The sequence below is a fragment of the Nitratireductor sp. WH36-1 genome (assembly GCF_058725515.1).
Genome location: NZ_CM178970.1, coordinates 1,650,318 through 1,663,111, shown reverse-complemented (window position 1 = coordinate 1,663,111; position 12,794 = coordinate 1,650,318). Strand labels below are relative to the sequence as shown.

The 12,794-nt window shown below is 63.9% G+C and carries 10 protein-coding genes; 7 read left to right on the top strand and 3 right to left on the bottom strand.

The features are described from left to right. Position 1: 1 nt before the first annotated feature. Complete coding sequence (locus AC4PTT_RS07915; protein ID WP_206543872.1) at positions 2 to 199, top strand: DUF4169 family protein; 198 nt, start codon at positions 2 to 4, stop codon at positions 197 to 199. After that, complete coding sequence (locus AC4PTT_RS07910) at positions 196 to 435, top strand: ribbon-helix-helix domain-containing protein (RefSeq protein ID WP_206548124.1); 240 nt, start codon at positions 196 to 198, stop codon at positions 433 to 435. The genes AC4PTT_RS07915 and AC4PTT_RS07910 overlap by 4 nt, the downstream gene beginning before the upstream one ends. Before the next feature lie 32 nt (positions 436 to 467). On the opposite strand, the gene AC4PTT_RS07905 is transcribed toward AC4PTT_RS07910, so the two are convergent. Both AC4PTT_RS07905 and AC4PTT_RS07900 read right to left on the bottom strand, forming a co-directional pair. Continuing rightward, a complete protein-coding gene (locus AC4PTT_RS07905; RefSeq protein ID WP_492162444.1) occupies positions 468 to 4,304 on the bottom strand; it encodes an AsmA protein in 3,837 nt (1,278 codons plus the stop codon). A gap of 131 nt (positions 4,305 to 4,435) precedes the next feature. Then, complete coding sequence (locus tag AC4PTT_RS07900) at positions 4,436 to 5,854, bottom strand: FAD-binding oxidoreductase (RefSeq protein ID WP_206543874.1); 1,419 nt, start codon at positions 5,852 to 5,854, stop codon at positions 4,436 to 4,438. A 181-nt stretch (positions 5,855 to 6,035) separates the two neighbouring features. Here AC4PTT_RS07900 and AC4PTT_RS07895 point away from each other — a divergent pair, with 181 nt between their 5' ends. The 3 genes from AC4PTT_RS07895 to AC4PTT_RS07885 all read left to right on the top strand — a co-directional run bounded on the left by AC4PTT_RS07895 (position 6,036) and on the right by AC4PTT_RS07885 (position 8,688). Then, positions 6,036 to 6,524, top strand: coding sequence for a thioesterase family protein (locus AC4PTT_RS07895; RefSeq protein WP_206543875.1), 489 nt, complete (start codon positions 6,036 to 6,038; stop codon positions 6,522 to 6,524). Between the two features lie 121 nt (positions 6,525 to 6,645). Further along, positions 6,646 to 8,286 (top strand): chloride channel protein, encoded by a 1,641-nt coding sequence (locus tag AC4PTT_RS07890; RefSeq protein ID WP_492162443.1) that lies wholly within the window; start codon positions 6,646 to 6,648, stop codon positions 8,284 to 8,286. A 174-nt stretch (positions 8,287 to 8,460) separates the two neighbouring features. After that, entirely contained in the window at positions 8,461 to 8,688 is a 228-nt protein-coding gene (locus tag AC4PTT_RS07885) for a hypothetical protein (RefSeq protein WP_113155619.1), read from the top strand. Positions 8,689 to 8,690: 2 nt separating this feature from the next. Here the strand turns inward: AC4PTT_RS07885 and AC4PTT_RS07880 are convergent, their stop codons facing one another. Continuing rightward, positions 8,691 to 9,569, bottom strand: a complete 879-nt coding sequence (locus AC4PTT_RS07880; protein WP_283799675.1) for a dienelactone hydrolase family protein — start codon at positions 9,567 to 9,569, stop codon at positions 8,691 to 8,693. A 188-nt stretch (positions 9,570 to 9,757) separates the two neighbouring features. On the opposite strand from AC4PTT_RS07880, the gene AC4PTT_RS07875 reads away from it, so the two are divergent. Both AC4PTT_RS07875 and AC4PTT_RS07870 read left to right on the top strand, forming a co-directional pair. Next, entirely contained in the window at positions 9,758 to 10,171 is a 414-nt protein-coding gene (locus tag AC4PTT_RS07875) for a MerR family transcriptional regulator (RefSeq protein ID WP_206543877.1), read from the top strand. A gap of 117 nt (positions 10,172 to 10,288) precedes the next feature. Next, on the top strand, positions 10,289 to 12,787 hold the full coding sequence (locus tag AC4PTT_RS07870; RefSeq protein ID WP_206548128.1) for an ATP-dependent helicase: 2,499 nt from the start codon (positions 10,289 to 10,291) through the stop codon (positions 12,785 to 12,787). The last annotated feature ends 7 nt before the right edge of the window (positions 12,788 to 12,794 follow it).

Sequence of the window (12,794 nt, the reverse complement as noted above, 5' to 3'; positions counted from 1 at the left end):
GATGGGCGAGCTGGTCAATCTTCGCCAGCGCCGCAAGCAGCGCGCGCGTGCGGAAAAAGAGCAGCGCGCCGCCGAAAACCGCATCCTGCATGGCCGCAGCAAGGCCGAGCGCATGCGCGATGAAAGCGACAGATCGCAGACCATCGCGCAGCTGGACGGGCACCGGCTCACCGGTCGCCCGGAACGCGATCCAAAATGAGCGGAATTGCCAAGCGTTCGGTCAGCATTCGCGGCCACCGCACGAGCATTTCCCTCGAAAAACCATTCCTTCAGGAACTTGAAGCCATAGCCCGGCGGCAGAACATGCCGCTGGCCACGCTGATTGCCGAGGTGGATGAGAACCGCAGCGCGGACAACAATCTGTCTTCCGAGCTTCGCCTCCATGTGCTGCGTGATCTCAAGGCGCGTCTTGAGGAAACGAACGACAAGGCATGAGAGCCTGCCGAGAGAATTGAGCGGCGACCGCTCTACTGGCCACCGTCCAGAAGCTCGCGCAGACGATCCGCTGAAAGATCCTTGGCCCGGAAGAACTCCGACACCGCATCAGGCGTATTGATGCCGCCTGACGGCGGCTCAAGCGGCGCACGCTCGATCTCTGATGCGGAGCCATTTCCAGAAGGAGCCGGCGCGACACGCTGCGTGCGCTTAAGGGCTTCGGCGGCGCGAGCGGCTTCCGCCTCGCGGCGGCGGGCCTCTTCAGCCTCCAGCCGGGCCGCTTCCTCGGCTTCACGGCGGCGGGCCTCTTCCGCCTCACGCGCCTTGCGCTCCGCCTCTTCAGCCGCGCGACGCTCGACCTCCTCGCGCTCCAGCCGGAGTTCGCGCTCAAGCCGCTGCCGCTCGGCTTCGGCCTGCTCGCGCTTGACCTCAAGCTCTGCGAAATAACGCGCTTCACGGCGTAGGCGCTGCTTCTCCAGAAGCACCGACTGCATGCGCTCCACACGCACCTGCTCGCGCTCAAGCGCGCGCTGGGTGAGATACTGCGCCAGAGGTTCGACCGAAAGCCGGGAACCAACAAAGCCGAATGGCCCGGAGGCAACCACCTCGACACGCGGCTCCGCTCCCACCACCGCATCCACACCGGGATCGAAGACCAGCGCGCCATCGGTGAAGACTTCCATCTTCTGCAAATCGGCCGTGGCCGTGGTGCTGAAGGTCGCGCCGTCTGTCGCCAGTTGCACGGGCGGCGTGCGCGCCATGCCGCCCGCAATGGTGAAGGCGAATTCCGTTTCGCCTGCGGAAAACTGTCCTTCGCGGATCAGCCGCGGCGCGAAAGCCTCGGTCTTTTCGAGATCGATCCCATTGCCCACCGCATCGGCTTCTTCAAGGATCTGCGGCAGCGCCTTCGGGTTCAGCCCGTTGATGACCAGATCCTTCAGCGTCGCGGAACCGGAGCCCGTCAGGGCCGCCGCCATCGCATTCACGCTCTTGCCGCTGGCGGTCACGCTGGCGCGCGCGCTCATGCGCCCTTCCAGGCTGCCCTGCGGCATCAGCGTATCAAGCGCCGTGTCGTTGAGACCGATCTGCGCCGAAAGAAGCCCGGTGCCTGCATTGTTTTTCAGCGTGGCAAAGCCTTCAACGGAACCATCGAACAGGGACGCCTTGAGATCGGAGACCGTCAGCCCCTCATCGTCCAGCCTGAGTTTCAGGCGCGCATCGCGGCCAGCCGAGAGAAATCCCGTCCAAAGCGCATCCGTGCGCAGGTCGAGATTGGCCGAGAACGGCAAAGACACGTCGTTGCCGAATGGCGCCTGCGGCCATGCCCCGTCTTCTTCGCCCGAAAGCACGTCCGGCCCCATGACGAGTTCGGCAGCCGGTGCGAGATCAAAGCGCGTCATGGTGAGCGCGCCATCGATATGCGGCTTGCCGCCATCGAGCGCGATGTTCAGATCCCCCGTCACACCGCTGCCGGCCACCTCGCCTTCAAGATCGGTCAGAACGGCAAGCTTCTCGCTCCATTCAAGATCAGCGGAAAGCGCAACGGGCATGCCAAGCCCGAAACCGGGCAGAACCACGCCGCCAACGGCAAGCCAGGTTTCGATGTCATCGCTGACAAGCTTCACCTCGCCGTCGAGCGATGGCGCGGAAAGCGCATTGAGGGCCTGCCCCTTGAAGGAGGCGACAAGCCCCTCGCCCATCACCCGCGCCTGCCCGTCAACCGTATCGGCCAGAGAGCCTTCGGCCGAAAGCTCAAGCCGCACCTCACCAACCAGACCAAGCGGCAGGGCCGGAATGCCGGCCAGTCCATAAAGAACGGCGGCTTCGTCGTTTCGCGCCGTCAGCGAGAGCTTGAAATCACCGCGCGCCAGATCGTCCTCTGCACCGCTGTCGGAAAGCGAAAGGCTCAGATCCGTGCCGCCTGCTACGCCTTCGGCGCTGACGGCGATGCCCATGGTTTCATCGCCATTCTCGGCGGCACTGGCGACGAGGTTCAGCTCGGCGTCCTGAAGCAGACCGGGAAACGCCTGAACGCGCTGCGCCAGCGCCCTGAAGACACGGTTCTCGGGAAAGCGTCCCGCCAGCGCCAGAACCAGCTCGCCAAGATCGGTCGACAGAACCGTCGCATCGACCTGCCCCGTGGGCATGCCTGCAAAATTGCGCAACTGACCGGTCGCGCTCAGCTGCGCGCCGGCGAACCCGCCGAGCGTCAGCCGGTCGATTTCCAGAACGCCCTCGCGCAGGCGAAGTGCCGTGTCGAGCGTGTTGGCCTGCATGCCCAGCGCCGCCACCGGGCCGGCCTTGATGTCGAGATCCACATCATGGCCCGAAAGCCGGTTCACGCCCGCGTCGCTGACAAACAGCGACATGAAGGCCTGAATGCCTTCCAGATCGAGCGCCTCGCCGTCGAGCGTCGCATCGAGCCAGGGCTTTGCGTTCTCCGGCTCCCGGCGCTCGACGCGTCCGTTGAAACGCGCGTCACCCAGGATGAGTTCAAGCCCCTCAAAGGTCTGCGCGCGGCGCGAAAGCGCCACATCGGCGCTGAAACCCGCAGCCGGAAGACGGCGGATCGCATCGTCCACATCGCGCGAAACCCAGGCGGCAAAGCCCGAGGGCTGGGCGATTGCCAGAAGCATGTGCCCGTTGAAGCCGAGTTCTTCATCCGTCGCCAGAAATCCGTTCGCCTCGAAGCGGGTGCGCCCGGGAAGCGTGGCCGCAACGGACCCCACCGCCCAGCCGCCCTCGGCGGGCTCGGCGCGCAGTTCGATGTTGCGGATCGTGGTGTCGCCGGCAACGATCGCCGGCAGGTTGATTGCAACCTCGCCCGGTATGGTTGGCGAAGGCACGGCGCGGATCAGTGCGGCAAACGCCTCAAAACGCCTGGCTATATCCAGACCGCCCGACGCGCTGTCGCCGTCATTCTCGCCGTCGAAACGCAATTGTGCGCCGTCGGCTGAAATGAAGAAGCGCGGTTCGCCGCCGAGCTCCAGACTGGCCCGCCCCTCGGCGGTGTAAGGCGCGTCGGCCGGCCCCGTCTCGAAACGGAACTGCTCGACCGCCAGACGGTCGTGGCGCAGGTCGAAGAGACCCGTCAGCCGGTTGGTGGCGGCGGCACTCGTCAGCGCCAGCGGCCGCTCGGCCTCCTTGCGCAGCCTGGCCATGGCCTCATCGGAATAGGTGTTGAGCGCAAAGGCGCCGTCATAAAAGGCGGCCCCTTCCTCAATCCGCGCCTGTCCATCGGTGGCGAGCCTGACCGGCAGGTCATCCGGCAGCGCCTCGAAACGCACCCGCATGCGGCCATCATCGCCCAGCGAGCCGGTGGAAACGGAAACGCGCATCGGCATGTCATCGAGCGAGAGCGTTCCGCCAATACGCCACGGCCCGGCCAGACTGCGGGCGGAAAGCTGCGCATCGATGTCGGTCAGTTCGTGCTGACGCCCGCTTGCCGCATGCGCCAGCGTCACCGAGCCATCGACGATGGAGACATTCTCCAGCGTCACCTGTCGCGCATCGAACGGCCCGGACGGACGCACCGCCCAGTCGATACCGCCATCGGCGGCAATCGCGATCTGCGCATGCGGCCGCGTGAGCTGCATGTCGAAGATCAGCACCTCGCCGCGCAGGAAGGGCGCAAGCTCCGCATGCATGGAGAACTCGTCCACCGTCATGCCCGGCGCCTGCGGCGTCTTCCCGGCCACGACGACATCGGTGAAGGTCAGAGACGGAAACGGCAGAAGCCGCGCGCGCGCAGAGCCTTCCACCCGGACTTCACGGCCAAGCACCCGCCCCGCCTCACGTTCGAAGGCGGAGCGATAATGGTTCCAGTCGATGAAATAGGGAGCCACCAGCGCCGAGGTCAGCGCCAGCACCACAAGTCCACCGAAGAATACGAACAGCCGGGCCAGTTCCGTCTCCTAAATATGCGTCCTCAGCCCCTACACTATGCGTATTTCAGTGGCGTTAAAGGGGCTAACACCATGCATGGTCGCACAAATCCGGCTTATGTGCGCCTTGCCCCGATGATCTTGCCCGGGTTCATGATGTTGTGCGGATCGATGGCTTCCTTGACCGCGCGCATCACGTCCACCGCGTCGCCCAGCTCCTCTTCGAGGAAGCGCATCTTGCCCTGGCCGATGCCGTGTTCGCCGGTGCAGGTGCCGTCCATGGAGAGGGCCCGCCGGTTGAGACGCGCAACGAAGGCTTCCGCCTGCTCGATCTCCTTCGGATCGTTCATGTCCATCAGAACCAGCACGTGGAAATTGCCATCGCCCACATGGCCGATGACCGTGGCGATCAGGCCGGATTCGGCGATGTCGGCCTCGGTCTCGACAATGCATTCGGCCAGCCGCGAGATCGGCACACAGACATCGGTGGAGAGCCCCTGCGCGCCGGGGCGCAGCGCCACGCAGGCCCAGTAGGCGTTGTGACGCGCCTTCCAGAGCTTGGTGCGCTCCTCGGCAACGCTCGTCCACTGGAACGGCCCGCCGCCGAACTCCTCGGCGATCTCGCCAAAGGTCTCGGCCTGTTCCTTCACGCCTGCATCGGTTCCATGGAATTCCAGGAACAGGCACGGGCCTTCCGGGTAATCCAGATCGGAATAGGCGTTGATCGCCTTCATGGCGAGGCCGTTGACGAATTCGATGCGCGCCACCGGCACGCCCATCTGGATCGTCATGATGACCGCCTGACAGGCCGATTCCACATCCGGGAACGAGCAGACGCCGCCGGATACCGCCTGCGGAATGCCGTAGAGCTTGAGCGTCATCGCCGTGATGATGCCGAGCGTGCCTTCGGAGCCGACCATGAGCCGGGTCAGATCGTAACCGGCAGAGGTCTTGCGGGCGCGCCGCGCGGTGGTGATGAGACGCCCGTCGGGCATCACCGCCTGCACATTCACCACATTGTCGCGCATCGTGCCGTAGCGCACGGCATTGGTGCCGGAAGCGCGCGTCGAGGCCATGCCGCCAAGGCTGGCGTTCGCGCCCGGATCGATCGGAAAGAACAGGCCCGTATCACGCAGATAGTGGTTCAGATCCTCACGCGTCACGCCGGGTTCGACCGTGCAGTCCAGATCCTCGGCGTTGACGGCGATGATGCGGTTCATGTTCATGAGATCGAGCGAAATGCCGCCGGCCGGCGCATTCACATGCCCTTCAAGCGAAGACCCCGTGCCGAAGGGAATGACCGGCACGCGGTGCTCGGCGCACAGGCGCACCACATCCTGCACCTCTTCCACATTGTTCGGCGCGAACACGCCATCGGGCAATTGCGCGGGAATATAGCTGGTCGAGTGGGCATGCTGCTCACGCACCGAATGTCCCGTCAGCAAACGCTCGCCATAGCGCTCCCCGAGGATCTCAAGAACGCGGGCAATGCCCTCTTCGTTGCGATCCAGCTTTTCCAGTTCCGCCAGCGCCATGCCTGTTCTCCAATTACCTGGTCCAACCCTTCGCGTGGTCCAACACTTGTCCAGCGGGGTGGTTTTCGTTTCTATCCGAATCTGCCGCAATAAAGCACCTTTACAGGCAGTTTGGATCAATTTGGGTGACACAAACGCCGCAGGTCCGAAACAGTCCACAGGCCAGAAATACGGAAGAACAATGCCAGACAACGCGCCCTACACTTCCCGCGTCTTCGAATTGCAGAAAGACTGGATCGATTTCAACGGCCATCTGAACATGGCCTACTACACCGTGCTCTTCGACCGCGCCTATGAGGAAGTGGGGGAGAGCCTGGGCATGGGCGCGCACTATGCGGCAACCCGCAGGCTCACCACCTACACGGCGGAAATCCATCTTAGCTATGTGCGCGAACTGCATCTCAGCGACCGGGTGCGCGGGACCTACCAGCTGCTCGACCATGACGAAAAGCGGCTTCACTCCTATCAGGAGCTGCGCCACGCCGACGAGGGCTGGCTGGCGGCCACCTGCGAAACCATGACGCTTCACATCGACATGTCGGGGCCGAAGGTCACCCCCTTCCCCCGTGATGTGCTTGAGCGGGTCGAAGCGATGCGCACGCTCCACGCGACGCTCGAAACACCCGCCCGCGCCGGCCGGTCAATCGCAATCCGCCGCCGAAAGAGCTAGATCGCCAGCGTCCCTTCGGACGCAAAAGGCCGATCTAAACTATTGATGGAGCACCGGAATAGCCGAATACCGGATTCCACTTTCCGGTCCGATGCTTTAGGCTCGGGAAAACGGGGCAGGCATGTCGATTCTCAGGCTGATACAGCGGCTTCCGCAAATTCTGCGGACGTGGATTGAACCAAACGTCAGCGCGTTCCTCAACGCGCGCCTGCCGCTTGTCTGGCTTCTGTCGCTGTTTCTGGGGCTCGGCGTCGCCATTGCCGCAATCATCTTCCGCGAGCTGATCGGCGTCTTCCAGCTTTTCTGGCTCGGCACGCGTTCGGAGCGCGTGTTCACCGCCGCCCTGTCGCTGCCCTGGTACTGGATCGTGGCCGGCCCCACCGTGGGCGGGCTTTTCGTCGGCCTGCTGCTCACGCGGCTTGAAGCGCGCCGCACCGGCGCGGTGGCCGACGTGATCGAGGCGCGCGCGCTTTCCGGCCGCAGCAAGCTTTCCTTCCGCGAAGGCATCCTGTCCGCATTCATCACCGCGCTTTCGCTCGGTTCGGGCGCAAGCGCGGGGCGCGAAGGGCCCGTGGTGCATCTGGGCGCAGTGCTTGCCAGCGCCATCGCCTGGCGCGCAAACCTGCCCGAATGGTGCCGGCGCACATTGCTTGGCGCAGGTGTTGCAAGCGCCATCTCCGCCTCGTTCAACGCACCCATCGCCGGCGTCCTGTTCGCCCATGAGGTCATCCTCGGGCATTACGCCATGCGCTCCTTCGTGCCCATCGTCATCGCCTCGGCGGCGGGTGCGGTGGCCTCGCGCCTCTGGTTCGGCAGTTCGGCGGCCTTTCTGGTGCCCACCCACCAGATCACGTCCTTCTGGGAGTTTCCGGCCTTCGCGCTGCTCGGCGTGACCGCCGCCGTGGTCGCGATCCTGTTCCAGTTCTCGCTCTTCGTCTCCGACTATGCGGCGCGCGGCGTGCGCATTCCCTTATGGACGCGCCCCGTGGTCGGCGGGCTCATCGTCGGCGGCATGGCCGTGGTCTTCCCGCAGATCCTCGGCGTCGGTTACGAGATCACCGACATGGCGCTGTGGAACCGCCTGCCGCTCATGACCATGCTGGCGCTCATCGTCGTCAAGACGGCCGCAACCTCCATCACGCTCGCCATGCGGTTTGGCGGCGGCATCTTTTCCCCAGCCCTCTTCCTCGGCGCGCTCACCGGCGGCGCATTCGGCATCATCGCCGCCGCAGCCTTCCCCAACATGGCATCGAGCGAAGGGCTCTACGCCATCCTCGGCATGGGTGCCGTTGCCGGAGCCGTTCTCGGCGCCCCCATCTCCACCACCGTCATCGTGTTCGAACTGACGGGCGGCTACGAACTGTCCATCGCGCTCCTGCTCACCGTTGCGGTGGCGCATGGCATCACCCAGGCCATTCATGGCCATTCCTGGTTCCAGTGGCAGCTGGAGATGCGCGGGCTGTTTCTCGTGGAGGGGCCGCACAAGACGCTCGGCCACATGACCCGTGTGATGGATTTCATGGAGCCACTGCCGGAGGATGAGGAACCTGTGGCCTTCGACCCGGAAACGGGCGCGCCGGCGCTCAAACCGACCGACACGCTGGAGGCGGCGCTGCGCGCCTTCGACAAGGGCGGCTATGACCGCCTGCCCGTGGTCGATCTGCAGGATTCGGGCCGCGTCATCGCCTTTGCCAGCCATGTGCGGGCGCTGCGTTTCTTCAACCGCGCGCTGGTGGACATCAGCGAGGAAGAACACCGATAGTTCTTTTGCGCCAAAGGCTTAAAGGGATAAGGACTGGTTAAAGGCTCCGTTAACCATAACGCCAGCGGCCAGATCTTTGCACAAGTTTAACCATGTCGCCCGCTTGAAGCGGCCCCTCCCCGCGCAGACCATCGCCTGAAACCAGTCGATTCGTAGGCGGCGAGAAGCCAGTTGTTGAACGAGGAAGCCAGAGCCCTGTCGGACAGTCTCGCGCATTCGCACGAGATCTCCGATTATGATTTCTGGCGCGCGCTCAAATCCATCGAGGACGAGCTCTACTGGCTGGAGCGCAACCGCAGGCCCATTCCCATCGATCTGATCTATGTGCGCGCCATCGTGCGCACCGCGCGCCAGAAACGCATTTTTCTGGACTTCGATCCCCTGCCCTTCGGCTCATACTGAAGTCAGGTCAGGTTCTCCTTCAGAAACGCAATCGTGCGCTCCCAGGCCAGTTCCGCCGCCGCACTGTCATAGCGGGCTTCGGACGTGTCGTTGTTGAACGCGTGGTTCACCCCTTCATAGACATGGATGGTGAAGGTCTTGCCCGCATCTTCAAGTGCGGCCCGATAAGCGTCGATGCCCGCATTCACGCGCTCATCCAGCCCGGCATAGTGCAGGAGCAGCGGTGCTTCGATCCGCGCCACATCTTCCGCCGCCGGCTGCGTGCCGTAATAGGCGACGCCCGCATCCAGTTCGGGATCGGCAACGGCCAGATTGTTCACCAGCGCCCCACCCCAGCAGAAGCCGATCACGCCCACCTTGCCGGTCGTGGCGTCATGGCCTGCCAGAAAAGCCTGCGTGGCCACCGCATTGCCCACCGTCTGATCGCGATCCAGTTCGCCAAACAGACCGCGCGCCTTGTCCTCATCTTCCGGCGTGCCGCCCAGCGGTGAGAGGAAGTCCGGGGCAAGCGCCACAAAGCCTTCCAGCGCCACACGCCGCGCCACATCGCGGATATGCGGGTTCAGGCCGCGGTTTTCGTGAACGACGATCACAGCGGGCAGTTTCTCGCCCGCATCCGCAGGCCGCACGAGATAGCCCTTCATCTCGCCGCCCTCCCCCGGATAGGTGATGTCTTCGGCTTCAAGGCGTTCGTCATCGTCTGCGACCATGGCCGCGCGGGCGGAATTTGCCGCCAGAAGGGGCGCGATGGCGGCCGCAGCTGCACCCGACCCGGCCAGTCGCGTCAGCCTGTTCATGAAGGCGCGGCGGTCGAGGGTCAGATGGGTGTATTCGTCATAGGCGTCGATCATCGCCTGGGTGATCTTCGGCTGATCCTGCATGAATTCACTCCCATTTCGTTGACTGGTTCCCGCCGAAGTCCAAGGTAGGGCCAGCCGGGAAAACGTCCATTCACGCCCGCGTGAACCAATTTTCTCTTCGCCCGCCCCCCGTCTGGCTTCCCCCTTGGCCTTTCGCAGAAGACCGGCAATACCTATATAGACTAGAGATTTTGAAGGAGCCGCACGGCATGTGGTCAATTGGCGAACTGTCGAAACGGGTGGGCGTAAAAGTACCGACCATCCGCTATTACGAGGAAACCGGGCTGATCGAACCGCCCGAGCGCTCCTCCGGCAACCAGCGCCGCTATGGAAAGCAGGCGATGGAACGCCTCGCCTTCATCCGCCACGCCCGCGACCTGGGGCTGGGCATCGACGCAATCCGTTCTCTGATCGAACTGAGCGGGCATCCCGAAAAACCCTGCGAAACGGCGGACAGCATTGCCCGCGAGCACCTTACCGAAGTGCGCGAGCGCATTGCCCGCCTGCAAAGGCTGGAGCATGAGCTCCAGCGCATCGTCGACAGTTGCGACAGCGGCTCGGTTTGCGATTGCTATGTGCTGCGGGCGCTATCCGACCATTCACTCTGCGAAAGCGAGCACTGACGACGCTGTTCCCCCGCATTTTGCCGGCTTGGCACCCCCTTGGTTCGTGAGGCGCAAACCGGTACAAATAGAAAACATCCATGGGCTATGCCCCCCGAATCACCATAAGCAGGTGCGATGTCCGGCTTTCCTGATGATATTCCGTTCTTTGACGAGGACGAACCCGCCCCGACGCCCCCGGCTGCGCAGAAGCCTTCAGGCATTGCAGCGCGCGCCATGGCTGCGCGCACGGGCGGACCCGACACACGCTATCTCGATGCGCTCAATCCCGAGCAGCGGCTCGCGGTGGAAACCACCGAAGGCCCGGTTCTGGTGCTTGCGGGCGCGGGCACCGGCAAGACACGCGTTCTGACCACGCGCATCGCGCATATTCTGGCCTCCGGCCGCGCCTATCCCTCGCAGATCCTGGCCGTTACCTTCACCAACAAGGCCGCGCGCGAGATGAAAGTGCGTATCGGCACGCTGGTCGGCGAGGCCATCGAGGGCATGCCATGGCTCGGCACCTTCCACTCCATCGGTGTGAAGATCCTGCGCAAGCATGCCGAGCTGGCGGGGCTCAAAAGCTCCTTCACCATTCTCGACACCGACGACCAGATCCGCCTCATCAAGCAGATCATTCAGGCCGAAGGGCTGGACGACAAGCGCTGGCCGCCGCGCCAGTTCGCGCAGATGATCGACGGCTGGAAGAACAAGGGGCTCGCGCCGAAGGAAATTCCCGAGGGCGACGCCCGCGCCTTCGCCAATGGCAAGGGCCGTGAACTCTACACCGCCTATCAGAACCGCCTGAAGACGCTCAACGCCGTCGATTTCGGCGATCTCCTTTGCCATCCGATCCGCATTCTGCGCGATCATCCCGATGTGCTTGCGGACTATCACCGCCGGTTCAAATACATTCTGGTGGACGAGTATCAGGACACCAACACCGCCCAGTACATGTGGCTGCGGCTGCTCGCCCAGCGCCCCAGGAGCACGGAACCGGTGAACATCTGCTGCGTCGGTGATGACGACCAGTCGATCTATGGCTGGCGCGGCGCGGAAGTGGACAACATCCTGCGCTTCGAGAAGGATTTCCCCGGCGCTGCCGTGATCCGGCTGGAGCGCAATTACCGTTCCACCAAGCACATTCTGGGCGCTGCCTCGCACCTCATCGCCAACAATGAAGGGCGGCTTGGCAAAACGCTCTTCACCGAGCATTCCGACCCCGACGATCCCAAGGTGAAGGTGCATGCTGCCTGGGATTCGGAGGAAGAGGCCCGGGCCGTGGGCGAAGAGATCGAGGCGTTGCAGTCCAAGGGCCACGCGCTCAACGACATCGCCATCCTCGTGCGCGCCTCCTTCCAGATGCGTGAGTTCGAAGACCGCTTCGTCACGCTGGGGCTCAATTACCGCGTCATCGGCGGACCGCGCTTCTATGAGCGCCTCGAGATCCGCGACGCCATGGCCTATTTCCGCATCGTCGCGCAGGCCGCCGACGATCTGGCATTCGAGCGCATCGTCAATGTGCCCAAGCGCGGGCTGGGTGAAGCCAGCGTGCGCCAGATCCACGATGTTTCGCGCATGCGTGAGGCAACGCTCCTGCAGGCCGCACGCGATCTGGTCGGCACCGAGGAGATGAAGCCAAAGCCGCGCGCCTCGCTGCGCACGCTGGTGGAGAACATCGAGCGCTGGCAGAGCATGCTCGACCGGACGCCCCACACGGAACTGGCCGAGATGATCCTCGAGGAATCCGGCTACACGGAAATGTGGAAGAACGACCGTTCGGCCGAAGCGCCGGGACGGCTTGAAAACCTCAAGGAGCTGATCCGCTCCATGGAGGAATATGAGAGCCTGCGCGGTTTTCTGGAGCATGTGGCGCTGGTGATGGACGCCGAGCGCCATGAAGAGCTCGACGCCGTAAGCCTGATGACGCTGCACTCGGCCAAGGGTCTTGAATTCCCGACCGTGTTCCTGCCCGGCTGGGAGGAAGGCCTCTTCCCGCATCAGCGCGCGCTTGACGAAGGCGGTCGCTCGGGCCTCGAGGAAGAGCGGCGGCTGGCCTATGTGGGCCTGACGCGCGCCAAGAAGAACCTGCACCTGTGGTTCGCCTCAAACCGGCGTATCCACGGTCTGTGGCAGTCGACCATTCCTTCCCGCTTTCTGGACGAGCTTCCCGAAGCGCATGTGGACGTGGCCGAAGAGAGCAACAGCTATGGCGGGTATTCCGTCGGCCAGCCCGGCCGGCCCAACCCCTATGGCAAATCGCGTTTCGACGACCAGAGCGTGTTCTCCAACAGCTACGCGACGCCCGGCTGGCAGCGCGCCCAGAAGAACCGCACCGACGCAACCGCGCGCAACTGGGGCAATCGCTCCGGCCATCAGGTCGAGCGCATCGGCTATGGCGAGGCGGATTCGGGCTATGGCGCCGGGCGCGGCTCGGTGAAGGGCCGTGTGATCGAGGGCGAGCTGGTCGCCAGATCCGTGTCCGAAAAGCCGTCCACCTTCAAGGTCGGCGACCGCGTGTTCCATATGAAGTTCGGCAATGGCAATGTCTCGGCAATCGAGGGCAACAAGCTCACCATCGATTTCGACAAGGCCGGCCAGAAACGCGTTCTCGAAGGCTTCGTGAAGCCGGCCTAGAGCCGGC